The following is a 26,081-nucleotide window of genomic DNA, read 5'->3' as shown; positions in this document are numbered from 1 at the left end:
GCGGGAAGGTCCGAGCGAACGTGCCCGGTGACGATTGCTTCAGGAGCTCGGCCGTCAGGCCGCCTCCGATGGAGCAAACTGGTTGCGCAGGTGACGCGCCATGAAATTGCGCACCTCGTCGGCAGGCACGGGCTTGCACAGCCAATAGCCCTGGGCCTCGTCGCAACCGTGGCTGCGCAGGTAATCGAGCTGGGCCGTGGTCTCGATGCCCTCGGCGACCACCTTCATCCGCAGCCCGTGGGCCAGGGTGATGATGCCGTCGATGAGCGCCCGCGCGTCGGCGTCCTGCGACAGGTCGTTGATGAAGGAGCGGTCGATCTTGACCGTCGACAGCGGGAAGTGCTTGAGGTAGGAGAGCGAGGAATAGCCCGTTCCGAAGTCGTCGATCGCGAGGCCGACGCCCATGTCCCGGATCGCCCTGAGCAACTTCGCCGCATGCTCGGGGTTCGCCATCACCGCGCCTTCGGTGATCTCCAGCTCCAGCAGCGACGGCTCCAGGCCCGAGGCTTCCAGGACAGCCTGGATGTCGGCGATGAGCGTGCGGCTTTCGAATTGGCGCGGCGATAGATTGACGCTCATCAACACCTTCGGCAAACCGAATTTCTGCCACGAACGCGAATCGGCGCAAGCCCTCTCCAGCGCCCATTTGCCCAAGGACACGATCAGGCCGAGCTCTTCGGCGATTGGAATGAACTGCACCGGCGGGATCATGCCCAGGATCGGATGGTGCCAGCGCATCAGCGCCTCGACACCGACGATGCGCTGGGTCTGCAGATCCATCTTCGGCTGGTAGTGCATTTCGAGCTCGCCACGCTCCAAGGCATGGCGCAGCGCGCTTTCGAGCATCAGCTGTTCGGTATTCTGCGCATTCATCTTCGCGGCGTAGAACCGGAAGGTGTTGCGGCCTCTTTCCTTGGCCCGGTACATCGCCGTATCGGCGTTCTTCAAGAGCGCTTCGGCGTCTGCGCCGTTGTCCGGATAGATGCTCACGCCGACGCTGGCGCTGACGTGCAGTTCGCGCCCCGCGAGGAAGAAAGGCTCGGCGCAGCAGGCCAGCACTTTTTCGGCGAGCCCCGCGGCATCGTTTGCGCTGGACAGGTTCTCCAGGAGCAGCACGAACTCATCGCCACCGAAACGCGCCACGACATCCGCCTCGCGCAGCAGCGCCGTGAGGCGCTCGCCGCAGATCTTGATCATCTCGTCGCCCACGCCGTGGCCCAGCGTGTCGTTGATGTGCTTGAAGCGATCCAGGTCGACGAATATCACCGCGAACTGCTTTTGATGCCGGTTGCTGCGCTTGATGGCGCGAGCAAGCTCGTGTTGCAGCGCAGCGCGGTTGAACAGCCCGGTCAGTCCGTCGTGGCTGGCCATGAAACGAAGGCTTCTCTCCGCCTGCTTGCGCTGCTTGTACTGGGCGATCTGCAAGGCGATCACACGCAGCGACTCCTGCGTCTGGGCGTCGACGGCGTACGGATTGGAGCCAAGGAGCTCCAGCGCCGTGATCGAATCGGTCACGGCCATCGGCACGACGATGCCGACGGCCAGCCCGGCCTCGCGGGCCATCGCATCGCGCGCGAAATGGCCCGGAGCCGCCAGCACGTCGATCTGCACGATGCCGCCGGTTTTCCAGGCGCGGCCCAGCGAGCCTTCGTCGGCCCGGTATTCGAACGACCGGCTGTCGGAGGCGAATTGCCGCACCGCCGGGGGAATGTGGTCGGCATGCCAGGCGGCGGCACAGCGAACCACGCCGTCCTCGCCAACGCTCCACAACGCGCCGCAGTCCCAGCGCAGGTCGGTGCACAGGGCTTCCAGCGCTTGGGTGATCACCGTCTCGGCCCTGCCATCGCCGGCAAGCAGCCGGGCAATCCTGTATTCGAGCCCCTGGCGCAACGCATCCTTGCGCGGCCGCGTGGCGTCGCGCACGGTGCCGCGCACCATCGTCTTTCCGTCTTCTTCGGCCGACTGCGCGATGACGTGGAGCCAGCGCTCGGTGCCATCGGGCAGGCACAGGTGATGCTCGAATTCGCTGCGTTCCATGGACCGGGAGGCCTGCGCGATCTGCTGTTCGACCGCGGGGCGTTCTGCGGCCGGAACACGCGAGAGCAGCGCGGGCAGTTCCGGCCGCAAGTGGCCGGCCTCGAAGCCCAGGATGCGCCGGGCTTCTTCGGAGCACTGCAGGGCTCCGGTTTCGGGATCGAGGATCCAGCTGCCCAGGCTTGCCAGGTGCTGGGCCTCCTCCAGCTGCCGTTCGCTCGTGCGCAGGTGGCGGGTCATCTCGTTCGCCAGGATCTGGGCTCGGCTGCGTGCGGTGGTCAACGAAAAGACGATGCCGGCAAGCAGCATGCTGGTGGCCAGGCCGCCAAGGACGATGAACCACGGGATCGCCTTGTCGAGCGGGCCGAAGACCTGGTTTTCGTCCTGGCCGACTTCCACGAGCCAGGAGTGGCCGCCCAACTCGAAGCCGAGCATGCGCTCCAGGCTGCGCGCAGGTGCGGCAGCGGGCCTGGCCAGGGCCGCGCTGTCGAACAGCAATTGCCGTTCGCCGAACGAGGCCGTCGTCACGAACCTGGTCTCGACCCGTGTCCCGATCGCTCCCCGGCTCGGCCCGGCATCGATCAGGCGCAACCGGAGCGTCCTCATGGCGTCGGTACCCACCACGTCGCTCAACATCCCTGCGACGCTGAAGCCCGAGCCGACCGAACCGATATAGGCACTGCGCCGCTGTTCGAGCGTATCGAGCGGTTGCCCGGGGCGGTAGACCGGCAGCCGCATCGCCAATCCGATGTCGGACTCGCGGCCCGCAATGCGGACCTTGCGGCCGGACGTGACGAGCCCGCCGGTGTCGCGCCCCTGCTCGAGCGCGTCTCCCCTGTCGGGCATCGCGCCCAGGTCATTGCCGAGCAGCCTCTCGTTGCCGGCCTGCGGTTCGATGTAGATCAGCGGGTAGTACGTGTCCCGCTCACCGGGCGGCTTGATGGCGAAGCTGGAGGCAACGCCGGTGTCGAGGCTGGCATCGCGGCGGACCTGTTCCTCGAAGGCCTGCCTGTCGTTGACCGTGATGCGGGGCGCATAGTTGACGGCCTGGAAACCGGGGTAGGCGCGCGCCAGGTCCAGCCCCGCGACGTAGTCCCTGAAATCGCTTCGCGTCACGGTCTCGGAGGTGTTGAATCGCGCACGCAATCCGATCAGGACGGCAACGTAGTCATCGAAGCGGGCCTCGACCTTGCGCGCCAGATCGAAGGCGGTGGCGTCGAAGCGCGCCTGGGCGCTGCGCCCGATCTCCTGGCGGGCGGAGACGCTGAGGGCGATCGACAGCACCGTGCCAGCCGCGAAAATCACCAGCGGCAAGCGAATCCTGACCCAGATGGACGATGACATCGGATTTGATCCTGTCGTCGGCACAGGCCGGTCGGTTCCGTGTGCAGCAGCGCGGCACGGCAGAGAACGCAACAGGTTGTATCGTCCGCGAAATATATATGGCCGGAGCGAGAACGTCACGCGATTTGTCTCGACAAGGGTGAGAGCACGGGAAAACCATGCTGCGCGCCGCGGCCGCGGGCCGTGTTGAGATGGATCAAACACCCCACGGAGAAACATCTACTTACGCGCCCGGGGTAGCCACCGCGCGGACCAGCGCGCAGCCGCATCGGTGTTGCAGGAAGTCTGCAACCAGGCCGCGGGAACCGGCCCGATTCCGAAGACATCAACATGTAACACTAAGGTTGCAGGACAATCCCGGGCAGCAAAAAACTACAGCCCGAGATCGCCATGACCCTGGACGAACTGTTTACCGACAGCCACTTGCTTCCCACGGTGCCCAAGGTGGTGTTCGATCTCATCGAGCTCCTTCGCAACGAGGACGCCGCGGTTTCCGTGGTGGCACGCAAGATCGAGCTCGACCAGGTGCTGACGGCCCGCGTGCTGCGCATGGCGAATTCGCCGTACTTCGGGCTGCGCCGCAAGATCCTGTCGATCCAGGACGCGATCCAGCTGCTGGGCTTTTCCTCGATCCGCTCCCTGGTGGTGAGCTCCGGCCTCACGGGCACCTTCCGCAAGGTCGAGGGCGTGAACCTGCCGGCCTTCTGGTCGCACAGCCTGCGCGTGGCCGCCGTGGCCCGCTATCTCGCGGGCAAGACGCGCCGTGTGGACCAGAGCCTGGCCTTCACGGTCGGCAGCATGCACGCCATCGGCCACCTGATCATGGCCGGCGCCATGAAGCAGCCGATGGCCGAGCTCAACGCCGCGCACCCCTTCGACCGCATGGGACGGCTCGAGGTCGAACGGCAGAAGTTCGGCTTCCATTACGGCCAGGTCGGCGCGCGGCTGGCCGCCCGCTGGGAATTCGCGCCCGAGTTCGTCTGCGCCCTGTCCTCCTTCGCCAACCCTATGGAGGCCGAGCAGGTCGACCCGCTCGCCAGCGTGCTGCACCTGGCGGTCTGGCGCGTCGCGCTGGAACGCGAAGGGCTGCGCATCGGCGACGCGCAGCATGTCTGGCCGGCCCAGCCGGCGGACGCGATCGGCCTGTCCGAAGACGTGATGCAGGACATGCCGGCACCACGCGAGCTGGCGTCCGACCTGGAATCGATGATCGCCTGATCACCGCGGCGGGCGCCCCGCCCTCGCTCATTCACAGCTAAGTCTTCTGCCTTTCGACTGACACGGGGCAAACCTAGATTCGTTCGCGGCCCCCAGTGCCGACGCAGCGCCGCGCCGCGCTGCGTCATGCCCTTCCACGTCGAAAGAACGAATTGAAAAAAACCATTCCAACCATCAGATCCGGCTTGCTGTACCCCACCCTGAGCGTGCTCGCAGCCTCGCTGCTGGCCGCGTGCGGAGGCGGCGGCCACGGCGCCGGCCCGGCAGCCTTCCTGCCGCCGCCCGCGAACCAGGCCAGCAGCACCACCTTCAGCGGCGTCCTCACGGCCAGCGCCTTCAAGCCCGGCAGCAGCACCGACCCGGTGGTCACGCCGGGCTACTACGCCGGCGCCACCGTCTGCGTGGACAGCAACGGCAACGGCCGCTGCGACACCGGCGAGCCGGCCGCGGTCACCGATGCCGGCGGCAAGTTCAGCCTGCCGCTGTCCGGCGCGTCGGCACTCATCGCCGACATCGGCACCAGTGCGAAGAACACCGCCACCAACACCAGCGTGCCCACGCGCGAAGTGCTGCGCGTCATGCTCGACCAAGTGCAGGAACAGGGCACGGCCGTGGTGGTCAGCCCGCTGTCCTCCGAAGTGGCGCGGCTGGTCGAGGCCAACGGCACGAGCTATGCCGCCGAGAAGCAGAACCTGGCCGCGCGCCTGGGCGTGCCTGTCGGTTCCCTGCTCGGCGACGTCAACGCCGCCAGCGGCGCCGTGCAGGCCGCCTTGCTCAATGAAGCCAATGCGCTGAACAACCGCTTCGCCTACGCCACCACCAAGCTCGACCGCGGCGACAAGTTCCCCGACGCGCTGGCCAACCCCGGCGGCGACCCGCGCCTCGCAGGCATGGCCGGCGTGACCGCGGCCACGGCGAACGTCGCGGACAACCGCAAGCCCATCACCTTCCTGCAATCGCAGCAGGCGGCGTTCAATGTGGAGGGCATTCCGCGCTACGACAACATCTTCATCGTGATGCTCGAGAACAAGGCCACGATGTCGATCCTGAATTCGGCCTATGCGCCCAAGATCAACGGCTACCTGAAGGCCGGCAACCAGCTGGTGAGCTACTACGCCACCGGCAACCCGAGCGAGCCCAACTACACGGCCCTGGGCGGCGCCGACGACTGGGGCATCACGGACGACAGCCAATGGAACTGCGACGCCACCGGCGCCAACGCCGTGCAGGACCTGCCCGTGCCCGACAACACCCAGCCGGGCCTGGCCAAGTCGCCCTTTGCAGCCACCTGCACGCAGGCCGCCGCGGTGAACCACAACATCGTCGGCAGGCCGAACCTGTTCAATGCGATCACCCATGCCGGCCTGACCTGGCGCACCTACAGCGAATCGATGAACCCGGGCCAGGACTTCCGCACCGACAGCGTGGCCGATGCCGCCGTCACCGCCAAGGACAACGTCTACGCGCCGGGCACGCTGGGCGGCAACACCACGGCCATTGGCGACGCCACGCTCACGCTGCCGCTGCCGGGCGGCCTGTACAAGACCAAGCACCACCCCGGCATGGCCTACCAGAACGTGCGCAGCGCGCCCGAATGGAAATACAGCAACCGCACCATGGGCGGCGGCCAGTGGGACGCGGCGCTGAAGAACAGCACCGACTACGCCATTCCTGCCAGCTACGACTACGACCAGCTCGGCACCGACCTGGCCAGCGGCAACGTCGGCAACCTGAACTTCCTGGTGCCGGACCAGTGCGACGACATGCACGGCATCAGCGTGAAGGGCGCAGGCGGCATCGGCACCGCGAGCGACTGCGCCAGCGTGGCCAACAACGTGTCGACCAGCGCCGTTTCGCCGATCATCACGCGCGGCGACGACTACGTCGACTACACGGTCAAGCGCATCCAGGCTTCGCCGCTGTGGCAGAACCCGCAAAAGCGCGTGGCCATCGTGCTGATGTTCGACGAGGGCAGCGCCACCAGCGGCTTCAACTCCTGCTGCGGCTGGAACGTGTCGAACAGCACGGTCGCCAATCCGGTCAAGCAGAACGCGGACGGCAGCTGGTCGGTGGACGCGAGCATCAACAACTACACCAAGGGCAACCGCGGCCACGGCGAGAGCATCTTCGGCATCCTGACCAACCAGGCCGGCGCGCCCAAGGGCGTGTCCGACAGCGATGCCTACAGCCACTTCTCGTTCGTGCGCACGCTGCAGGACATGTTCCAGCTGGCCGACCCGGCGGTCGACGGCACGTACATGAACCGCTCGAAGTACACCGAGGCTTTCATCGCCCAGAACATCGTGAACCTGCCCGAATACGCAGGCAGCGCGGACACGCACTTCGACAGCGTGCGGCCGATCAACCATGCCTTCGTGATTCCGGCGGGCTACACGCAGAAGCAGTCGGGCGACGTGTCGACCACGGCGCAAGTCGGGCCGGACGCCAACCAGCTCAATGTCTGGTCGCTGAAGCAATGAGGCTGCGCCGTTCAGGCCCGAAAGGGCCGGCGGCGGCGGCGCGCACGGGCCGGCTCGCGCTGGCGGCGCTCGGCGCGGGCGCGTTGCTGGTTGCATGCGGCGGCAGCAACAGCAGCGGCGCTGCTTCCGTGCCGCCGGGTGCGGTTGCGGGCGCCGCGGCTGCCGGTGCCGCCCCCGCGGCGCCCGCGCCCTCCAGCACGCTGAGCCTTGCGGCGCAGGTCGGCCAGAAGATGTTCTTCGACAAGAACCTCTCGGGCTCCGGCGCCATGTCGTGCGCGAGCTGCCACGAGCCGGCGCATGCGCACGCGCCGGCCAATGGTCTTTCGGTGCAGCTCGGCGGCCCGCACATGGACCAGGCCGGCCTGCGCGCCGTGCCCTCGCTGCGCTACAAGGACGTGACCCCGCCCTACGCCGACCTGCTGGACAACCCCGACGGCGTCAGCGTGCCGGGCCCTGGCGGCGGGCTGGCCTGGGACGGCCGCGCCGACACGCTGGCCGCCCAGGCCCGCATCCCGCTGCTCGACCCGCTCGAGATGGCCAACGCCAGCAGCGCCGACGTGGTGAAGAAGCTCCAGGCCGCCGACTATGCCCCGCTCATTGCCAAGGCCTTCGGTGCCAAGGCCTTCGACGACAGCGACGCGGCCTTCGCCAATGCGCTGCAGGCCTTGCAGGCCTACCAGCTCGAGGACAAAAGCTTTCATCCGTACAGCAGCAAGTTCGACCTGTACGCGGGCAACAAGATCGGCGGCGCGCTCACGCCCGCCGAAGCGCGCGGCCTCAAGGTGTTCACCAATCCGAACACCGGCAACTGCGCCTCGTGCCACTACCAGGGCGCGGGCCTCGGCGGCAGCTCCGCGCTGTTCACCGACTTCTCCTACGAGGCCATCGGCGTGCCGCGCAACGCCGGCATTCCCGCCAACGGCAACCTGCAGTATTTCGACATGGGCGTGTGCGGCCCGATGCGCACCGACCACGCGCCGGCCGCGCCCAACGCCGCGAACGGCTTCTGCGGCATGTTCAAGGCGCCGACGCTGCGCAACGTGGCAACGCGCACGGCCTTCTTCCACAACGGCGTGATGCATTCGCTGGAACAGGTCGTCCGCTTCTACAACACGCGCGACACGCAGCCCGAGCTCTGGTATCCCACCGTGGGCGGCACGCCGAAGGCGAAGAACGACCCCGGCTTTCCGGCCTACGGCCTCGTCACCACCCAGTACACGGGCGGCAAGGTGCGAAAGTACGACGACCTGCCGGCCGCCTACGCATCGAACATCGACGCGCAACTGCCGATGGACGGCCGCGCCGCGGGCTCGGCGCCCCCCATGTCCGAGCAGGACATGGCCGACCTGATCTGCTTCCTCCACACCCTGAGCGACGCGGACACCCAACCCGCGGCGCCCGCGAAGCCCGGTGCCTGCGCCAATTGATCCCTTCTTTCTCTTCCATGAACAACAACAGAAAAATCTCCACGGCACTGGCTGCGGCTGCGCTCGCCATGCTCGCCGCTTGCGGCCCGCAGCAGCCCCAGGCCAATCTGCAGGACCTGACCGCCGCGATGAACACCTACCTCGCGGCCAAGGGCGACCTGTGCCTGGGCAAGACCCGCTGGCCCATCGACGTGCCGCAGCGCGAAGCCGGCACGCGCGCGCGCAACGCCGTGCAGATGCCGGTGCTGGAGCACCTGGGGCTGGTGAGCGCATCCGCGGCACAGGTCGGGGAAGCCAGGGAAGGCGAGCAGCCCACCCAGGTCACCGTCACGCGCTATGCGCTGACCGACGAAGGAAAGAAATACTTCCACGCGCGCGAGCCGCAGGGCGATTTCTGCGCCGCCCACCTGACGCTCGACAGGATCGTGGGCTGGGAAGCGGCCAAGGACGCGTCCGCCGTCGCCGTCACCTACACCTACAGGATCGATGCCGCACCGTGGACCGGCGATGCCGACGCGCAGAGGGTCTTTCCGATGGTGGACCGCGTGGTGCGCGGGGCCGGCACGATGCAGCTCAAGCAGAACTTCAGGCGCACGCCCACTGGCTGGGCTGCAGAGGGCATCTGACCCGATGGATGCCGTGCTGCGCTTTTCGCCCGCGCTGAGCGACTGGGTGCTGCACAACCTGCGCCAGGGCTGCACGCCCGCGCAGGTGGTGCAGGCCATGCGCACGCAGGACATGCCGCCTGATGCGGCCAAGGCCATCGTCGACGCCTTCGTGTTCGCGCTGCGCACCGCGGGCCCCTTGCCGACCGATTCGGTCACGGTGGCGCCGGCCTACCGCCATGAAGCATCGCGGCTGCCGCCGGGCGCATCGATCCGCACCGCGGACCGCATCGTGCGCGTGGCGGCGCGCGCGGCGCAGCCGGTCCTCGCGGTGCTGAGCGACGTCTTCAGCGCCGAGGAATGCGAGGCGCTGATCGCACTGGCCCGGCCGCGGCTCGCGCCCTCCACCAGCGTCGATCCGCTGACCGGACGCAACCGCTCGGGGGCACAGCGCAGCAGCCTGGGCATGTTCTTCCGGCTGCGCGAAAACGCCTTCATCGCGCGGCTCGACGAACGCCTGTCCGAACTCATGAACCTGCCGGTGGAAAACGGCGAAGGCCTGCAGGTGCTGCACTACCCGGCCGGCGCGCAGAGCCTGCCGCATTTCGATTTCCTGGTGCCGTCGAACGCCGCCAACCAGGCCTCGCTGCAACGCAGCGGCCAGCGCGTGAGCACGCTCGTGGCCTACCTCAACGAGGTGGAAGAAGGCGGCGAAACGGTGTTTCCGGAGACGGGGTGGTCGGTGTCGCCGCAACGCGGCGGCGCGGTGTACTTCGAGTACTGCAACAGCCTCGGCCAGGTGGACCACGCATCGCTGCACGCGGGCGCGCCCGTGCTGCGCGGAGAGAAGTGGGTGGCGACCAAATGGATGCGGCAGCGGCGCTTCGTGGCCGCCGCCCAGGCGCCGCGCCCCTGAGGGCAACGCGCCCCTCGGGGCATTCGGATGCGTATCGGTTTGACTTTTATTTAGATATATCTAAAATAAGTCGAATACACATCGAGAAGGCATCGATCATGCGACATTTCCACTTCGGCCACCACCATCATCACCACTGCCACTCTCCGCGCGGCGAACACGAGGACGGCCTCTCGGGCGGTCGTGGACGCCACGGCGGCGAAGAGCGCATGCACGGCGGAGGCCGCGGCGGACGCGGCGGCGGACGGGTGTTCGGCCATGGCGGCCTGCGCTTCGTGCTGCTGCAGCTCATCGCCGACAAGCCCGCCCATGGCTACGAGCTCATCAAGGCTATCGAAGACCGCCTGGGCGGCAGCTACGCGCCCAGCCCCGGCGTGGTCTACCCCACCCTCACGCTGCTCGAGGAGATGGGCTACCTGAGCGTGGAAACGGCCGACACTGGCGGGCGCAAGCGCTACAGCATCACCGCCAGTGGCCGGGAATTCCTGGCCGCCAACCGCGACACGGCCGACGCCATGATGGCCCGCATGAGCGGCGGCGTCGACGGCGCCGGCCCGCGCGGCGGCCGCCCGCCGCAGGTCACGCGCGCCATCGAGAACCTCAAGCTCGCGATGCGCATGCGCCTCTCGGGCGCCCCCCTCACCGAACAACAAGCCCACGATTTCGCCGCGGTGCTCGACAGCGCCGCTCAACAGCTAGAGCGCATCTGAACTTCTTCTTTTGAAATGACCGACTTCACAACCACTTCTGCTTCCACCACACCCGACCGCACGCCGCACCGCGTGCGCCACGAGCTTCGCTTTCGCCAGCTCACGGTCAAGACCGTGCAGCGCCTGACGCCGCACCTGATCCGCATCACGCTCACGGGCGACGACCTCGCGGGCTTCACGAGCCCGGGCTTCGACGACCACGCCAAGATCTTTTTCCCCGATGCCGTGACCGGCCAGCTCACGCTGCCGACCGTGGGGCCCGACGGCCCGGTGTGGCCCGCGAGCGGCCGGCCCACCATGCGCGACTACACGCCGCGCCGTCACGACGCCAGCGCCAACACGCTCGAGCTCGACTTCGCGCTGCACGACGCCGGCCCCGCCACGCAATGGGCCGAGCAGGCCAAGCCCGGCGATGTGCTCGGCGTGGGCGGCCCGCGCGGCTCGTTCATCGTGCCGACGGCCTTCGACTGGCACCTGCTGATCGGCGACGACACCGCCCTGCCCGCCATCGCGCGGCGCCTGGCCGAGCTGCCGGCCGGTGCCCGGGTGGTGGTGCTGGCCGAGGTCGACAGCGAAGCCGACCAGGTTCCGTTCGAGACGAAGGCGCAGCTCACATTGAAGTGGGTGCACCGCAACGGCGCCGAACCGGGCCTGAGCCCGGTGCTGATCGATGCGCTGCGGGCCATGGCGCTGCCGGCCGGCGACTTCCACGCCTGGGTGGGCTGCGAATCGGCGATTGCGAAGGCCTTGCGCGCGCACCTCGTGGGCGAACGCGGCGCCAACCCCAAGTGGATTCGCGCCTCGGGCTACTGGCGGCGCGGTGCGGTGGCCACGCACGATACGCACGACGAGTAAAGCGCCTTGGTATTGCTCCTTCCCCTCCCGGGGGAAGGTTGGGATGGGGGCGAGCGGCACTTGCAAGTGCCGCCGATGCTTGATACGCCGCCAGCCCCCACCCCTGCCCTCCCCCGGAAGGGGAGGGAGAAAGAAAAGAGTCAGAGCCAGCCCGCGCGCCTGAACCGGTAGTAGAGATAGCTGCAGGTGGCCGCAATCAGCACCAGCGCCACCGGATACCCATAGCGGAATTTCAGCTCCGGCATGTGCTCGAAGTTCATGCCCCAGATGCCCGCGAACGCGGTGCACACCGCAAAGATGCTGGCCCAGGCCGCCAGCCGCTTGGTGACTTCGCTCTCCTCGATCGTGACCATCGAGAGGTTCACCGAAATGGCCGTGCCGATGGTGTCGCGCATGGCGTCGATCGAGCCGTTGATACGCACCAGGTGGTCGGCCACGTCGCGAAAATATTCCTGCGAACTCATGCAGATCTGCGGCACCCGCCCGCCATGCAGCTTGCCCGCGGCCTCGGCCAGCGGCGCCACCGCGCGCTTGAGGATCATGCTGCGCCGCTTCAGGTCGTACAGCTGCTTGATCTTGTCGCGCGCCGCGCCGCCCTGCGTGAAGATCTGCTGCTCGATGGATTCGAGCTCCACCTCGAGCGCATCGATCACCGGAAAGTAGCGGTCGACCACCGCATCCATCAGCGCATACAGCACGAAGCCCGCGCCATTGCGCAGCAGCTCGGGCTCGCGCTCGCAGCGCTCGCGCACGCCCAGGAAGCCCTGCTGGCTGCGGTTGCGCACCGACAGCACGTAGTTCTTGCCGACGAACACGTCGACCTCGCCCACGTTCACGCAGTGCTCGCCCTCGGCAGAGGGCTCGACCAGGTGCATCACGACGAAGAGCGAATCGCCGTATTCCTCGACCTTGGGCCGCTGGTGGCCGTGCTGGGCGTCTTCCACCGCGAGCGGATGCAGGTTGAACTCCTCCTGCATCTGGGCCAGCTCCTGCGGCGTGGCGTCGCTCAGCGCCACCCAGACGAAGCAGCCGGGCCGGGAGATGTACTCGCTGATGTCCTCGACCGGAATGTCGGCGAGCTTGGCGCCGTTCTCGTAGGCCACGCAGTTGATCAGCATCGGTACTCGTCCATGGTCGGTCTGGAAGGAAGCGGGTCAGGCCACCGCATCCGGATTGGAAGCCGCGGCCAGCTGCCCGGTGGCCGCCAGCGCGGCCTCGATGGCCTCGGTCTCGCGCCTGAGCAGGGCGAGCCCCTTTTCGGCAAGCGCGCTGTGGCTTGCCACGTCGGCCCACAGGCTCGCGGCGGCTTCGGCGCATGTCAATGAGGTGAAGCGGATGCGGCCCTTTGCCAAATCGGCGAAGCGTTTCTCGCGCAGCGGGTCCGCCCGGTCCCAGGCGCCGCCGATGAGTACGCGGCGGCCGCGCTTGATGCGGGGTTCGCGCTCGGCAAAGAAAGGCAGCCTGGCGGCCACCCAGCCCGGCAGCCCGGAGTCCAGCGCGGTGTCGAAGGCCGTGGGGGCGGTGTGCGTCTTTGCAAAGCCGCGCAAGGTGCCCAGCTGGTAGAGCACCGGGTCTTTCGCGCCGCCTTCCACCGGCTTGATGATGGACGCGCCATTGCCTGCCCGGCCGTCGGGCCGTTTCGATTTGCGCAGGTCGGCGAGCTGGGCCGGCGGCATGCAGAGGTACAGCGCGGCGAGTTCTGCGGGCACGGTGGCGGTGTCGGGCAGCGCGTCCGCTTCGGGGCCTTTGAATTCATCCGGGTGGACCATGGGCGCCTTGTTTCTTTCGCGCGGGGTTCGCGCCGGCGGATTTTAAAGGCGGGCTGTCCGCCCGGCCGAGCCATTCGCCGTCCCCGATAATCGTCCGAGTGAAAACGACGACCGCGCAACCCTCCCCCTCCACCAGCGACTTCTCCGGGCATACGCCCATGATGGCGCAGTACCTGGGCCTCAAGGCGAACCATCCGGATACCCTGCTGTTCTACCGGATGGGTGATTTCTACGAGCTGTTCTGGGCCGACGCCGAAAAGGCCGCGCGCCTGCTCGACATCACGCTCACCCAGCGCGGCCAGTCGGCCGGCCAGCCCGTGGTGATGTGCGGCGTGCCCTTCCATGCTGTCGACACCTATCTTGCGCGGCTCATCAAGCTGGGCGAATCGGTGGCGATCTGCGAGCAGGTGGGCGAAGTCGGCGCGAGCAAGGGCCCGGTCGAGCGCAAGGTGGTGCGGGTGGTCACGCCCGGCACGCTGACCGATTCGGAACTGCTCAACGACAAGAGCGAATCGCTGCTGCTCGCAGTGCATGCGGGCACGCGCAACTTCTGCGGCCTGGCCTGGCTCAGCGTGACCGGCGCGGAGCTGCGGCTGGCCGAATGCCCGGCCGATGCGCTCGAAGCCTGGATCGCGCGCATCGCGCCGAGCGAGCTGCTCTACAGCGCCGAGGTGACGCCGGCCTTCGAGCAGCGCCTGAAGGCCGCGCGCGCGGCCACGCCCTTCACGCTCTCGATCCGCCCCGCGTGGCAGTTCGACGGCGGCCTGGGCGAGCGCAAGCTCAGCGAGCAGATGGGCAGCAACAGCCTCGCGGCCTGGAACGCCGAATCGCTCGCCAACGCGCATGCCGCCGCGGCCGCGCTGCTGGGCTATGCCGAGCACACGCAGGGCCGCGCGCTGTCGCATGTGCAGCGCCTGTCGGTGGAGCGCGACGGCGACCTGGTCGAGTTGCCGCCCACCACGCGGCGCAACCTCGAACTGGTGCAGACATTGCGCGGCGAAGACTCGCCCACGCTGTTCTCGCTGCTCGACACCTGCATGACGGGCATGGGCAGCCGGCTGCTCAAGCGCTGGCTGCTGTCGCCCCGGCGCGACCGCGGCGAGGCGCAGGCCCGGCTCGAAGCCATTGCCGCGCTCCAGTCCACGGTGCTGGGCGGCACCGCCGCGCCCTGGCGCACCCTGCGCGAACAGCTCAAGAACACCAGCGACGTGGAACGCATCGCGGCGCGCATCGCGCTCAGGCAGGTGCGTCCGCGCGAACTGCTCGCGCTGCGCCTCGCACTCGCGAAGGCCGAGCAGCTGGCCCCGGCGCTTCCGGCGTCCGGCGAACTGCTGGGCCGCATCATCGAACGGCTCGCGCCGCCGCCGGGCTGCGCCGACCTGCTGGCGAGTGCGATCAAGCCCGATCCCTCGGCGCTGGTGCGCGACGGCGGCGTGATCGCCACCGGCCACGACGCCGAGCTCGACGAGCTGCGCGCGATCAGCGAGAACTGCGACGATTTTTTGCTGAAGCTCGAAGTCAGCGAACGCGAGCGCACCGGCATCAGCAACCTGCGGGTGCAGTTCAACCGCGTGCACGGCTTCTACATCGAGGTGACGCAAAGCGCGCTCTCCAAGGTGCCCGACAACTACCGCCGCCGCCAGACGCTGAAGAATGCCGAGCGCTTCATCACGCCCGAACTCAAGGCCTTCGAGGACAAGGCGCTGAGCGCGCAGGACCGGGCCCTCGCCCGCGAGAAGTGGCTCTACGAGCAATTGCTCGACGCGCTGCAGCCCTCGGTGCCGGCGCTCACGCAGCTGGCCGGCGCCATTGCCACGCTCGATGCGCTGTGCGCGCTGGCCGAGCGCTCGCACACGCTGCACTGGCGCGCGCCGAGCTTCGTCTCGCACCCCTGCATCGAGATCCAGCAGGGCCGCCATCCGGTGGTGGAGGCGCGGCTGGCCGAAAAATCGTCGGGCGGCTTCATCGCCAACGACACGCAGCTCGGGCCGCAGCAGCGCATGCAGGTCATCACCGGCCCCAACATGGGCGGTAAGTCAACCTACATGCGGCAGGTGGCGATCATCGTGCTCTTGGCGTCCATCGGCTCGCACGTGCCGGCGGCGGCCTGCCGGCTCGGGCCGATCGATGCCATCCACACCCGCATCGGCGCCGCGGACGACCTGGCCAACGCGCAGTCGACCTTCATGCTCGAGATGACCGAGGCCGCGCAGATCCTGCACAGCGCCACCGCCCAGTCGCTGGTGCTGATGGACGAGATCGGCCGCGGCACCAGCACCTTCGACGGCCTGGCGCTGGCCGCGGGCATCGCGGCCCAGCTGCACGACCGCAGCAAGGCCTTCACTCTCTTTGCCACCCACTACTTCGAGCTGACCGAATTCCCGGCCACGCACCACTGCGCCGTGAACATGCACGTGAGCGCCACCGAGGCGGGCCGCGACATCGTGTTCCTGCACGAAATGCAGCCCGGCCCGGCCAGCAAGAGCTACGGCATCCAGGTGGCGCGGCTCGCCGGCATGCCGGCCGCGGTGGTCAACCACGCGCGGCAGGCGCTCGAGGCGCTGGAGTCGCAGCACGCCCAGACGCGCGCGCAGGTCGACCTGTTCGCCCCGCCCCCGGCGGCCGAAACGCCGATGGCCAGCGCCGTAGAATCCGCCCTGGCCGCGCTCGATCCCGATGCGATGACGCCACGGGAGGCGCTCGACGCGCTCTATGCCTTACAAAAACTGAACACGCGCGAACGCGGCGCCGCGTAGCGGGCATCCTTCGTGCGAGATGAAAAAATGACTTATTGCGTAGGCATCAAACTCAACGCCGGCCTGGTGTTTCTCTCCGACTCGCGCACCAATGCGGGTGTGGACCACATCAGCACCTTCCGCAAGATGATCGTCTACGAGCAGCCGGGCGACCGCGTCATGGTGCTGCTGTCCTCGGGCAACCTGAGCATCTCGCAGTCGGTGCGCGAAATTTTGCAGATCGAGGAACTGCGCGAAACGCGCGAAGACGGCTCGCAGGGCGACCCCATCACCATCTGGAACGCCAAGAGCATGTTCGATGCCGCGCGCGTGCTCGGCTCGGCCGTGCGCCACGTGTACGACCGCGACGCCGAGGCGCTCAAGCATGCGGGGCTGGACTTCAACGTGTCCTTCATCTTCGGCGGGCAGGTCAAGGGCGAAGGCATGCGCCTGTTCCTGGTCTATGCGGCCGGCAACTTCATCGAGGCCACCACCGAGACGCCCTACTTCCAGGTGGGCGAGTCGAAGTACGGCAAGCCGGTGCTCGACCGCGTGCTCACGCCCGAGACCCCGCTGGACGAAGCCGCCAAATGCGCGCTGGTGTCGATGGACTCGACCATGAAGTCGAACCTCTCGGTGGGCCTGCCGCTCGACCTGGTGGTGTACGAGGCCAACAAGCTCGAGACCGACCGCGTGATCTGCATCGACGCCGACAACCCCTACTACCGCATGATGCACAACAGCTGGGGCCAGAAGCTGCGCGAGGTGTTCGACAGCATCGAGGACCCGGTGTGGGACGACTCCGCCACCGAGCATCCGCTGAAGATGCCGGCCACGCGGCACAGCCCGCTGCGCAAGATCTCGACGCCCGACGAAAAGCTGATCTGAAGCCGACCGCGGCCATGCCGATGCCTCCCGTCGTGTTCTCGCACGGCAACAGCTTTCCCGCGAGCACCTACCGCGTCGTCCTGGACAGCCTGCGCAGCCGCGGCTTCGAGGTCGATGCCATCGAGAAATTCGGGCACGACCCGAAGTACCCCGTCACCGACAACTGGCCGCACCTGGTGCAACAGCTGGCCGACTTCGCGCAGCGGCATGCCGACCGCGCCGGCGGCCCGGTGTTCCTGGTCGGCCATTCGCTGGGCGGAATCCTGAGCCTGATGTGCGCGGCGCTGCATCCGGCGCTCGCTTGCGGCGTGGTGCTGCTCGACTCGCCGGTCCTCAGCGGCTGGCGCGCGAACACGCTCAACGTGGTCAAGCGCACGCCGCTCATGAAGAGCATTTCGCCCGGTGCCATCAGCCGCAAGCGCAGGAACAGCTGGGCGCACCGCGAAGCGGTGTTCGAGCACTTCCGCAGCAAGAAGGCCTTTGCCAGGTGGGACGAGCAGGTGCTGCACGACTACATCGACCACGGCACCTTCGCGAGCGAAGACATGAGAGAGCTGAGTTTCGACCGCGACGTGGAAACGGCCATCTACGACACCCTGCCCCACAACCTGGGCGCGCTGCTGCGCCGCCATCCGCTCAAGTGCAAGGCGGCCTTCATCGGCGGGCGCCAGTCCGCCGAGATGAAGCAGGTGGGCATGGCCATGACCCAGAAGGTCACCCGGGGACGCATCGCCATGCTCGACGGCACGCACCTGTTTCCCATGGAAAAGCCGCTGGCCACCGCGGCGGCGGTGGAAGCGGCGCTGCGCAACCTGATGGGCTGATCGCACGGAAACATATGTCCAATTCCAGGCCGGAAGCCGTCGAAGGCGTTTCCTTGAGCCCTTCGCTGGTGGTCGAAGACGATCCCGCGATGCGCGAGCGCCTGGGCCATGTGCTGGCCACGCTCGGCCACGGCGCGCCGCAGATCGCCTGGGCCGACAGCATTGCCGCGGCCAAGGAACTGCTCGATGCGCAGAGCTTCGGCATCGCGCTGGTCGACATCGGACTGCCGGACGGCAGCGGGGTCGAACTGATCGGCTGGATGCAGGCGCAGCATCCCAAGGTGCCCGCGGTGGTGATCTCGGCCTTCCGGACCGAGGACGTCATCTTCGCGGCGCTGCGGGCCGGCGCCATCGGCTACCTGCTGAAGGACCGCGACGATCTCGAACTGGGCATTGCGCTTCGCAGCATCGAGCAGGGGGGCTCGCCGATCGATCCGGCCATTGCGCGCCATATCCTGGGCTGGCTTGCGGCGCAGCTGCCTTCGCCGCCCGCCGTGCCGGCGGCCGATGCACCCGCTGCGCTGCCCGTCGCGCTGACGCCGCGGGAGCGCCGGATCCTCGAACTCGTGGCGCAGGGGCTGAGCAACCGCGACATGGCCGAATCGCTGTCGATCTCCCGGCTGACCGTGGAATGCCACACCAAGAACATCTACCGCAAGCTCGCCGTCAGCTCACGCACCGAGGCCGTCTACCAGGCCCGCAGGCACGGCTTGCTGGACTGAGGGCACGCGTTCTTCCCTGCGCGCCTCACCACGAATAGCCGGCCTGCACGCGGGCGGCAATGCGGTTGCTGCTGCCGCTGCTGGTGGCGGTGGAAACCCCCAGCCCCAGGTTCAGGTTGTCGTTGACTTGGTAGCCGAAGGCAAAGCCGATGGCCGCTGCGCCGGCGTAGTTGCCGACCGCCGCACCCATCCATTTCTTGCCCGCCGACAGGGCCGGCATCGACGGCATGGCCAGTGCCGACGCCACGCCCTGCGCGGCAAAGGCGTTCGCCTGGCTGGTCGCGCTGCTCACCGCCTGCTGCAACTGGTTGACGTTGACGGCATCCGTGCCCAGCACGCCGGGGGCGACATTCGCAATGCCGCGCAACTGCCCGGTGGCCGCATTGCCCACCGACACGGTGTTGTCGCGGTCCGCCACCGACCCCTGGCCCAGCGCCACCGCATTGCTGCCCGAGGCCAGCGTGTTGGCGCCCAGCGCGACCGCGTTGTTGCCGGTGGCCACCGCGTTGTTGCCCACGGCCGTGGTGGGATCGGCCAGCGCCCTGGCGCCGGCGCCGATGGCCACCGAGCCGGCGTGGCGGGCCTCGGCGCCGCTGCCCAGCGCGGTGGTGCCCTCGCCGTCGGCAATGGCGTTGGTGCCCATGGCCGTGGCACCCGCGCCGGTGGCCTTGCTGCCTGTGCCGCAGGTCACGCTGCCCCCGCTGAAGCTGCACAGGCCGTTGGCAAGGGCCTGGTTCATGACGCTCTGCAGGGCAGTCACCTGCTGCATCGTGAAGCTGTTGGAGGCCGTGACGGCGCCTTGCTCCGCCTGCTGGACCTGCCCGACGTTGGCGGCATCCGTTGCGGCGGTGCCGGCGCGCACGTTGTTGAGCGTGGTTCCCGCGCCGTCGTTGGCATTCAGGCTGACGCTCGTACCGCCCGGGCCGTACTGGACCGAGTTGTTGGCCACGCCCAGGGCGGTGTTCGCCGTGCCCTGGGCGGCAGCCGCCGCGGTCTGGGCACCGTTGGCCGTGGCCTGAGCAGTGGCCGCATTCGCGAGCGCAGTGTTTGCCGTGCCCTGGGCGGCAACGGCCGTGGTCTGCGCGGTGCCTGCGTTGGCGAGCGCGGTATTTGCTGTGCCCTGCGCAGTAGCCGCCGCGGTCTGGGCGCCGTTGGCTGTGGTCTGCGCAGTGGCCGCATTCGCGAGCGCAGTATTTGCCGTGCCCTGAGCGGCAACGGCCGTGGTCTGCGCGGTGCCTGCGTTGGCAAGGGCAGTGCTTGCGGTGCCCTGGGCGGCAGCCGCAGCCGTTTGAGCGCCATTGGCCGTGGTCTGTGCAGTTGCCGCATTCGCGAGCGCAGTATTTGCCGTGCCTTGAGCGCCAACGGCCGTGGTCTGTGCGGTATTCGCCGTGTCTTGGGCTCGCGTCGCATCAAGTTCAGCAATCATCGCCCGGCCCATTGCGCCGTCGGCAATTGCAAGTGCGGTATTCGCCGTGTCTTGGGCTCGCGTCGCATCAAGTTCAGCAATCATCGCCCGGCCCATTGCGCCGTTCGCAGTTGCTCGAGCCACTTCTGCAGCACTCTGCACGGCGTACAGCTGGCTGCCGTTGACGGCGTCGGTGCTCGTGGATGCCACCGATCCAGCGCTGACGTTGACCAGGCCGCGCGTCTGGCCGGCAGACCCGAAGGACACCGTATTGGCCGCCGTGGCGACGGAATTCGCGCCGATGGCCACGCTGCCGCTCGCGCCGCTTTCGACCCGACTGCCCGAGCCGATCGCCACACCGCCTGTCGCAAGCGCCGCCGCGCCCGAAGCGCCACCGTTCGCGCCGCCGATCGCCGTGCTGCCATTGCCGGACGCCACTGCGCCCTGGCTGGTGCCAGAGGCGCTCCCGATGGCGACCGCCGAGTTGCCCGTGGCCTGCGCGCCGCTGCCGCCGGCGCGGCCGGGGAAGCCGCAGCAACCGTCAACGCCAGCGCCGCCAGCGCCGACGGCAATGGCGCCGGAAGACGTGGCCTGGGCGCCGCTTCCCCCTGCCCCGCCCGTGCCGCCCGCCCTACCTTGCCCCGCGGTTCCGCCGCCCCCGATGGCCGTCGAACCATTCGCGGTCGCACTGGCGCCAACGCCGCCCGTTCCACCTGTTCCGCCAGCAGTTCCGTTGCTGCCATCGCCACCCGCGCCGATCGCAGTGGAACCGTCTCCTGAGACCGTAGCCGCACCGCCGCCGGCGCTCGACGACCAGCCGGGTTGGGCGGGGCCTGCGTTGCCCGCGCCACCGGCCGCATAGCCGGCGGCATGTGCGCTTCCCGCGAAAGACAAGGCAATCGCCAGCAGCTGCGCGTGGATCCGGATGGACATGGACTTCTCCCCTTGTGAACAACCAAGACAAAACATGGCAAAGTGTGTCTTTTCGTTTTCATCGAGGCCATCCCCGAGAACTGGTAAATGAAGGATCTGGATCGGATGAGGAGCCGGCAGCCCGCATCGCCCGCACAGGCATTGCTTGCCGCGTTGATGGGCGCCCTTCTTTTCTTCCTCCTTGTTTCCATCCCTGCGACGACGCTCGCGCAGCAGCCCCCTCCTCCCGAGTTCCATGTCGAGGCAGTGCGCGGCACGGGCTGGAACGAGACCAGCCCGCCGACCGGCGGATGGACGCGCGTCACGCTGCCCGACAGCTGGGCCGAACGCTGGCCCGGCTTCGACGGCGTGGTCTGGTACCGGCTGACCTGGGACCAGCCCGCGCAGACCAATGAAACGGGCCTGCTGATGCACTACCTCAACATGGCCGGCGAGGTTTCGCTCAACGGCACGCCGATCTGGCGCGACCAGAGCCTGGTCGAGCCGCTGACCCGCGCCTGGAACAGCCCGCGCTACTGGCTGCTGGCGCCGCCGCTGCTGAAGCCGGGCGCCACCAACATGCTGACGGTCCGCGTCTCGGGCCTGTCTGCCTACCAGGCCGGCCTGGGCCCGGTCAGTTTCGGCAGGCCCGCCGCCGTGCAGGCGACCTACGAGCGGGAGCGGTTCGTGCGCCGCGACCTGCAGGTGCTGGGCCTCGCGGTCAGCGCGGCGGTCTCAGGGTTCTTCGCCGCGCTGTGGCTGCTGCGGCGGCGCGAGGCGGCCTACGGATGGTTCGCGCTGATGTCGGTGCTGTGGCTGCTGTTCGGCTACAACCAGATCGCCACCAGTCCCTGGCCGTTTGCCTCCAACCACGGGTGGCAGGCGCTCAACACTTCGCTGCTTCTGGTTTTCGGCGTGTCCTACATCGTCTTTGCGCTGCGCTTCTGCGCATCGCGCATGCCGCGCCTTGAAGCGGCGGCACTGGCGGTCGCGCTGGCCGGCGTGCTCGACCTGTGGCTGACGAGCGGCCTGGACCTGCCGGTTCACCGCGCCATCTGGACGCTGGTGGGCGGCCTCACGGTCATTGCGGTGAACAGCGCATCGATCGTGCACGCCCTGCGGCACCGCGCGAGCCCGATGCGTTCGCTCGCGCCCTTCATGGCCGTGTCGGCGGCAACGGCAATGCACGACCTGCTGGTGTTCATGCAGGTGATCCACAGCAACACCTACTACACGACCATGTCGTCGTATGTGCTGCTGCTGGGCATGGCGCTGACGCAGGCCGGGCGCTTCGTGAGCAGCCTGAAGCGCATCGAGAACTTCAACACCGAGCTCATCGAAGAGGTGAACACCGCCAAGGCCGAACTGGGCGTCACGCTGGCGCAGCAGCATGCGCTCGAGCTGGCGCATGCGCGCATCGGCGAGCGGGTGAACCTCGCGAGCGACCTGCACGACGGGCTGGGCGGCATGCTGGTCGGCAGCATCGCAACGCTCGAACGCAAACCCGAGAAACTCTCCGCGCCCGAACTGCTCGCCATGCTCAAGCGCTTGCGCGACGACCTGCGGCTGATCATCGAGGCCACCGGCCAGCACGATGGCACGCGGGCCTTCGGCGAACTGCTCGTGCCCCTGCGGCACCGCACCTCGCAGCTGCTCGACGCCAACGGCATCGACTGCCGCTGGCAGGTATCGAACATCGAGACGCTCGAGCTGCCGCCGTCGCAGAGCCTGGATCTGCTGCGCTTCCTGCAGGAGGCGTTGACCAACGTGCTCAAGCACAGCGCAAGCCGCCGCGTCGACGTGGCGGTGACGCGCACCGGCGCCGAACTGCAGCTCAGCGTGCGCGACGACGGCCGCGGCTTCGTGGTGGACGGCGCCGACAAGGGCGCCGGCGCGGGCTTGCGCAGCCTGCGCACGCGCGCACGCCGCCTGGGGGCCGAATTGCAGCTGCAGTCGCGCCCCGGCCAGACGCAGCTGGCGCTGCGCATGCCGCTGGCAGCGGCGTCCTGAGGGGCCTGCGCACTCCCGTCCCGGCCCGTGCCGGAGCGGGTTGCGCCACCCGGTCCGGCCCCTCTGTGCAAGGCCCTGTTCAGGGCATGGGCAAACCGGGGGACATAAATGTCAATTCCGGCAACATTCGCGCAAAATAAGTCAAAACGTCCCAGTTTCTCGGCCACAGTCTCAGAATGCCGCCCAAATGTTCTCCTCGGAAGCCGCCGAAACCGTTTCGCTGAGCTCGGTGCTCGTGGTCGAAAACGACACGGCAATGCAGGAACGCCTGCGTTACATCCTGCCCACGCTCGGCTGCGACGAGCCGCAGATCACCTGGGCCGACGATGCCGAGATGGCCATGCAGCTGCTGGAAAAGCCGAGCTTCGGCGTGATGCTGGTGGACATCGGCCTGCCTGGCGACGACGCGGTCGAGCTCGTCGAATGGCTGCAGGCCCACCATCCGCAAACGCCCGCCGTGGCCATTTCCGCCTCCCGCAGCGAAGAAACCATTTTTTCCGCACTCCGCGCCGGCGCGGTGGCCTATCTCCTGAAGGAGCGCGACGACCTCGAGCTGAGCATCGGCCTGCGCAGCATCGAGCAGGGCGGCGCCACCATCGATCCGGCCATTGCGCGGCGCGTGCTGGCCTGGCATGCGGGGCACGCGGCCGATCCGGGGTCGATGCCCGAAGCGGCGCTGACGCCGCAGGAGCGCAAGACGCTCGAACTGGTGGTGCAGGGGCTCGAGCACCGCGACGTCGCCCAGGCGCTGGCGATGCCCCGGCTGGCGGTGGAATGCCGCATCAAGGGCATCTACAGAAAGCTGGCGCTTGGCTCGCGCGCCGAGACGGCGCACATGGGCGGCGGGCACGCCCTGGCGCGCTGACCAGCCCTAGAGCTCGAGCACCAGCCGGCCTTCGCAGGCGCGCGAGCAGCAGGCCATCATCTTGTTGTGGGCCTCGCGTTCCGGGCGGGTCAGCACCACGTCGCGGTGATCGACCTTGCCGGACAGCACCCGCACTTCGCAGGAGCCGCACAGCCCCTCCTCGCAGTCGCTCTGCACGTCGACGTTGGCGGCGCGCAGCGCCGACAGCAGGGTCTGGCCGGGCGGCACGTTGACCACCAGGCCCGAATCCTTCAGCTCGACCTCGAAGGCCTGCTCCTTCGACGGATCGAGGGTGGCGAGCGTCGACTCGAAATGCTCGACGCGCAAGGCACCCTCGGGCCAGGCGGCGCAGCAGTCTTCGAGCGCCTCGAGCATGCGCAGCGGTCCGCAGGCATAGACCTGCGCACCGGCCACCGGCTCGGCAAGCAGCGCGCGCAGGTCGCAGCGCCGCCCCTCGTCGCTCGCATGGACCTGCAGCCGCTCGCCGTGCAGCGCCGCGAGCTCGTCCAGGAAGGCCATGCGCGCGCGGTTGCGGCCGCTGTAGTGCAGCTCGTAGTCCATGCCGAGCGCCTTCGCGCGGCGCGCCATCGCGCTGACGGGCGTGATGCCGATGCCGCCCGCGATGAAGATCGCCTTCGCCAGCGACTCGTCGAGCCGGAAGTGATTGCGCGGCCCGCGAATGCGCAGCCGGTCGCCCGCCTTCACCTGCGCATGCACCCAGGCCGAGCCGCCGCGGCCCTCGGGCTCATGCAGCACCGCGATCTCGAGCACGCCGGCTTCGCCCGGATCGCCGCACAGCGAATACTGGCGCGACCGCTCGGGCGAGCCGCATTCCACGTCGATGTGCGAACCCGCGGTCCAGCGCGGCAGCGGCTTGCCATCGGGCGACACCAGGCGCAGCTTCACGATGCCCTCGGCCACCGGCGTCACGCGCTCCACCACCACCGGCCGCGTGATCGCGTGCCGCGAGGGCTCGCCGATGCGCACCGGCACCTGCACCGCGCGCAGCGCGGGGTTCCTGCGCTCCGGATTGGCCGCAGGGTCCCACTCGACCCACAGGTGCTCGGGCCCGCGGAACGAGGTGTTCGGCACGTAGCTGAAGCGCTGCTCCGAGAGCCGCATGTGCGGCAGCCGCCGCGTGAATTCCTCCAGGAAGATCTGCATCTCCATGCGCGCGAGGTTCTTGCCCATGCACTGGTGCGAGCCGTAGCCGAAGGTCAGGTGGTCGCTGGCGTTGTCGCGGCGGATGTCGAACAGGTCGGCATCGGAAAAATGCGCCTCGTCATGGTTGGCCGACGAGGTGACGATCAGGAGCCGCGAGCCGGCCGGCAGGTCGACGCCGCCCACCTGCGTGTCCCGCGTGACGAGGCGCCGCCACGCGGCCACCGAGCCGTTGTGGCGCACGCACTCTTCCACCGCGTTGGGAATGAGGCCCGGGTCTTCGCACAGCTCCTGCCAGACCTGCGGATGCTGCAGCAGCAGCTTGACTGCATTGGCGGTGGCGTTGGCGGTGGTCTCGTGCGCGGCCACGATGCCGGCCATCATCATCGAGTGCAGGTACGAATCGGTCACCACCTCGGGGTGCAGCTTCTGCTTGCGGATGCCGTACTGCATCCAGCCGGGCGCGTCGGGGTCCTGCCGCATTTTCTCGAGCACCTTGCCGGCGTACTGCCAGAAGTTGCCGACCGCATGCGCCACGGCCACCTGCTCCTCGGGCTTGGGCCGGCCCCAGGTGTTGACGGTGTGCGCAATCGAATACTTGCGAAGCGTGTCCATGTCTTCCTCGGGCACGCCAAGGAAGTGCAGCGCCACGGTCAGCGGAATTTCCCACAGCATCTGGTCGACGAGGTCGGCACGGCCGTCGTCGATGAAGCGGTCGACATAGCTGCGCGCCAGCTCGCGCACCATCGGCTCATGGTGCCTGAGCGCCTCGGGCGTGAACGGGTCCATCAGCGCGCGGCGGCGCGGCATGTGGGCGGGCTCGTCCTCGTTCACCAGCGTGCGGTTCAGCGCGAAGCCGTAGGAGGCGAGCACGGCGTTGGCCTCGTCGCCGGTGGGCGTGATCTTCTCGAGTGCGTTGGAGGGGCTGAAGGTGATGTTGTCGCGGAACACCGCCTTGATGTCGTCGTAGCGCGTGATCACCCAGTAGCCGAGCTTGGGGCTGAAGAAGATCGGCTCCTTCTCGCGCGCCCAGCGCACGTACTCGGGCGGGTCCTGCTGGTAGCCGTCCTCGAAGGGGTCGAACTCGGCGGCGCGCGCGCTCACGGGGCAGCCGGTGGGCGTGCGCTCGGAAGACAGCGGCCCGTGCGCGACGGGGCAGCCGGAAGTGCGCGAAGGCATGGCGGTATCGGACATGGCAGCA

The 26,081-nt window shown here is 68.4% G+C and carries 18 protein-coding genes; 13 read left to right on the top strand and 5 right to left on the bottom strand.

All coding sequences use genetic code 11. From position 1 onward, the window contains the following. Positions 1-54 precede the first annotated feature (54 nt). Positions 55-3,339 (bottom strand): bifunctional diguanylate cyclase/phosphodiesterase, encoded by a 3,285-nt coding sequence (locus tag VPA02S_RS25350; protein ID WP_244883760.1) that lies wholly within the window; start codon positions 3,337-3,339, stop codon positions 55-57. 429 nt (positions 3,340-3,768) lie between these two features. Here VPA02S_RS25350 and VPA02S_RS25345 point away from each other — a divergent pair, with 429 nt between their 5' ends. The 7 genes from VPA02S_RS25345 (at position 3,769) to VPA02S_RS25315 (ending at position 11,589) form a co-directional block, all read left to right on the top strand. Further along, complete coding sequence (locus tag VPA02S_RS25345) at positions 3,769-4,596, top strand: HDOD domain-containing protein (protein WP_062366329.1); 828 nt, start codon at positions 3,769-3,771, stop codon at positions 4,594-4,596. A 185-nt stretch (positions 4,597-4,781) separates the two neighbouring features. Beyond that, positions 4,782-7,076: an alkaline phosphatase family protein gene (locus tag VPA02S_RS25340; protein ID WP_062366327.1), complete on the top strand. Its 2,295-nt coding sequence runs from the start codon at positions 4,782-4,784 to the stop codon at positions 7,074-7,076. After that, the gene (locus tag VPA02S_RS25335) at positions 7,073-8,503 is read left to right on the top strand and encodes a cytochrome-c peroxidase (protein ID WP_062366325.1); all 1,431 of its coding nucleotides are present in this window, start codon (positions 7,073-7,075) and stop codon (positions 8,501-8,503) included. The genes VPA02S_RS25340 and VPA02S_RS25335 overlap by 4 nt, the downstream gene beginning before the upstream one ends. Before the next feature lie 17 nt (positions 8,504-8,520). Beyond that, on the top strand, positions 8,521-9,129 hold the full coding sequence (locus tag VPA02S_RS25330) for an SEN1982 family lipoprotein (protein WP_062366323.1): 609 nt from the start codon (positions 8,521-8,523) through the stop codon (positions 9,127-9,129). A gap of 4 nt (positions 9,130-9,133) precedes the next feature. Continuing rightward, entirely contained in the window at positions 9,134-10,024 is an 891-nt protein-coding gene (locus VPA02S_RS25325; protein WP_062366321.1) for a 2OG-Fe(II) oxygenase, read from the top strand. A gap of 98 nt (positions 10,025-10,122) precedes the next feature. Beyond that, positions 10,123-10,734 carry a PadR family transcriptional regulator gene (locus tag VPA02S_RS25320; protein ID WP_018906316.1) on the top strand — a complete coding sequence of 204 codons (612 nt, stop codon included), beginning with the start codon at positions 10,123-10,125 and terminating at the stop codon, positions 10,732-10,734. Positions 10,735-10,749: 15 nt separating this feature from the next. Beyond that, a complete protein-coding gene (locus VPA02S_RS25315; RefSeq protein WP_062366319.1) occupies positions 10,750-11,589 on the top strand; it encodes a siderophore-interacting protein in 840 nt (279 codons plus the stop codon). Between the two features lie 140 nt (positions 11,590-11,729). Here the strand turns inward: VPA02S_RS25315 and corA are convergent, their stop codons facing one another. Continuing rightward, a complete protein-coding gene (gene corA, locus VPA02S_RS25310) occupies positions 11,730-12,707 on the bottom strand; it encodes a magnesium/cobalt transporter CorA (RefSeq protein ID WP_012748682.1) in 978 nt (325 codons plus the stop codon). Between the two features lie 36 nt (positions 12,708-12,743). Next, on the bottom strand, positions 12,744-13,358 hold the full coding sequence (locus tag VPA02S_RS25305) for a hypothetical protein (protein WP_062366317.1): 615 nt from the start codon (positions 13,356-13,358) through the stop codon (positions 12,744-12,746). 158 nt (positions 13,359-13,516) lie between these two features. Here VPA02S_RS25305 and mutS point away from each other — a divergent pair, with 158 nt between their 5' ends. Genes mutS through VPA02S_RS25285 form a run of 4 tightly spaced genes read left to right on the top strand, consistent with a single transcriptional unit; the run spans position 13,517 to position 18,527 of the window. Continuing rightward, positions 13,517-16,114, top strand: a complete 2,598-nt coding sequence (mutS, locus tag VPA02S_RS25300) for a DNA mismatch repair protein MutS (protein ID WP_374987745.1) — start codon at positions 13,517-13,519, stop codon at positions 16,112-16,114. Positions 16,115-16,141: 27 nt separating this feature from the next. Next, positions 16,142-16,981: a proteasome-type protease gene (locus VPA02S_RS25295; RefSeq protein ID WP_012748685.1), complete on the top strand. Its 840-nt coding sequence runs from the start codon at positions 16,142-16,144 to the stop codon at positions 16,979-16,981. Between the two features lie 14 nt (positions 16,982-16,995). Further along, the gene (locus VPA02S_RS25290; RefSeq protein WP_012748686.1) at positions 16,996-17,805 is read left to right on the top strand and encodes an alpha/beta fold hydrolase; all 810 of its coding nucleotides are present in this window, start codon (positions 16,996-16,998) and stop codon (positions 17,803-17,805) included. A gap of 14 nt (positions 17,806-17,819) precedes the next feature. After that, positions 17,820-18,527, top strand: a complete 708-nt coding sequence (locus tag VPA02S_RS25285) for a response regulator transcription factor (protein WP_018906311.1) — start codon at positions 17,820-17,822, stop codon at positions 18,525-18,527. A 25-nt stretch (positions 18,528-18,552) separates the two neighbouring features. On the opposite strand, the gene VPA02S_RS25280 is transcribed toward VPA02S_RS25285, so the two are convergent. Then, positions 18,553-20,865 carry a YadA family autotransporter adhesin gene (locus tag VPA02S_RS25280; protein WP_062366314.1) on the bottom strand — a complete coding sequence of 771 codons (2,313 nt, stop codon included), beginning with the start codon at positions 20,863-20,865 and terminating at the stop codon, positions 18,553-18,555. A gap of 105 nt (positions 20,866-20,970) precedes the next feature. Here VPA02S_RS25280 and VPA02S_RS25275 point away from each other — a divergent pair, with 105 nt between their 5' ends. Continuing rightward, positions 20,971-22,854 carry a sensor histidine kinase gene (locus VPA02S_RS25275; RefSeq protein ID WP_062366312.1) on the top strand — a complete coding sequence of 628 codons (1,884 nt, stop codon included), beginning with the start codon at positions 20,971-20,973 and terminating at the stop codon, positions 22,852-22,854. A gap of 187 nt (positions 22,855-23,041) precedes the next feature. After that, positions 23,042-23,719, top strand: a complete 678-nt coding sequence (locus VPA02S_RS25270) for a response regulator transcription factor (RefSeq protein WP_062366310.1) — start codon at positions 23,042-23,044, stop codon at positions 23,717-23,719. A 6-nt stretch (positions 23,720-23,725) separates the two neighbouring features. Here VPA02S_RS25270 and VPA02S_RS25265 read toward each other — a convergent pair whose 3' ends face one another. Next, positions 23,726-26,074: a cytochrome P450/oxidoreductase gene (locus tag VPA02S_RS25265; RefSeq protein WP_062366308.1), complete on the bottom strand. Its 2,349-nt coding sequence runs from the start codon at positions 26,072-26,074 to the stop codon at positions 23,726-23,728. Between the last annotated feature and the right edge of the window lie 7 nt (positions 26,075-26,081).

The organism is Variovorax paradoxus NBRC 15149 (genome assembly GCF_001591365.1).
In the GTDB taxonomy this organism is placed as follows: domain Bacteria; phylum Pseudomonadota; class Gammaproteobacteria; order Burkholderiales; family Burkholderiaceae_C; genus Variovorax; species Variovorax paradoxus.
The sequence above is the reverse complement of the archived record's forward strand: the minus strand, read 5'-3'. Positions and strand labels throughout refer to the sequence as shown.

Excerpts from the sequence above, each read along its gene's own strand:
- VPA02S_RS25320 (WP_018906316.1), top strand. The coding sequence starts at position 10,123 with ATGCGACATTTCCACTTCGGCCACCACCATCATCACCACTGCCACTCT.
- VPA02S_RS25265 (WP_062366308.1), bottom strand. The coding sequence starts at position 26,074 with ATGTCCGATACCGCCATGCCTTCGCGCACTTCCGGCTGCCCCGTCGCG.
- VPA02S_RS25280 (WP_062366314.1), bottom strand. The coding sequence starts at position 20,865 with ATGTCCATCCGGATCCACGCGCAGCTGCTGGCGATTGCCTTGTCTTTC.
- VPA02S_RS25305 (WP_062366317.1), bottom strand. The coding sequence starts at position 13,358 with ATGGTCCACCCGGATGAATTCAAAGGCCCCGAAGCGGACGCGCTGCCC.
- VPA02S_RS25345 (WP_062366329.1), top strand. The coding sequence starts at position 3,769 with ATGACCCTGGACGAACTGTTTACCGACAGCCACTTGCTTCCCACGGTG.
- mutS (WP_374987745.1), top strand. The coding sequence starts at position 13,517 with ATGATGGCGCAGTACCTGGGCCTCAAGGCGAACCATCCGGATACCCTG.
- VPA02S_RS25295 (WP_012748685.1), top strand. The coding sequence starts at position 16,142 with ATGACTTATTGCGTAGGCATCAAACTCAACGCCGGCCTGGTGTTTCTC.
- VPA02S_RS25315 (WP_062366319.1), top strand. The coding sequence starts at position 10,750 with ATGACCGACTTCACAACCACTTCTGCTTCCACCACACCCGACCGCACG.
- VPA02S_RS25290 (WP_012748686.1), top strand. The coding sequence starts at position 16,996 with ATGCCGATGCCTCCCGTCGTGTTCTCGCACGGCAACAGCTTTCCCGCG.
- VPA02S_RS25270 (WP_062366310.1), top strand. The coding sequence starts at position 23,042 with ATGTTCTCCTCGGAAGCCGCCGAAACCGTTTCGCTGAGCTCGGTGCTC.
- corA (WP_012748682.1), bottom strand. The coding sequence starts at position 12,707 with ATGCTGATCAACTGCGTGGCCTACGAGAACGGCGCCAAGCTCGCCGAC.
- VPA02S_RS25285 (WP_018906311.1), top strand. The coding sequence starts at position 17,820 with ATGTCCAATTCCAGGCCGGAAGCCGTCGAAGGCGTTTCCTTGAGCCCT.
- VPA02S_RS25275 (WP_062366312.1), top strand. The coding sequence starts at position 20,971 with ATGAGGAGCCGGCAGCCCGCATCGCCCGCACAGGCATTGCTTGCCGCG.
- VPA02S_RS25325 (WP_062366321.1), top strand. The coding sequence starts at position 9,134 with ATGGATGCCGTGCTGCGCTTTTCGCCCGCGCTGAGCGACTGGGTGCTG.
- VPA02S_RS25335 (WP_062366325.1), top strand. The coding sequence starts at position 7,073 with ATGAGGCTGCGCCGTTCAGGCCCGAAAGGGCCGGCGGCGGCGGCGCGC.
- VPA02S_RS25330 (WP_062366323.1), top strand. The coding sequence starts at position 8,521 with ATGAACAACAACAGAAAAATCTCCACGGCACTGGCTGCGGCTGCGCTC.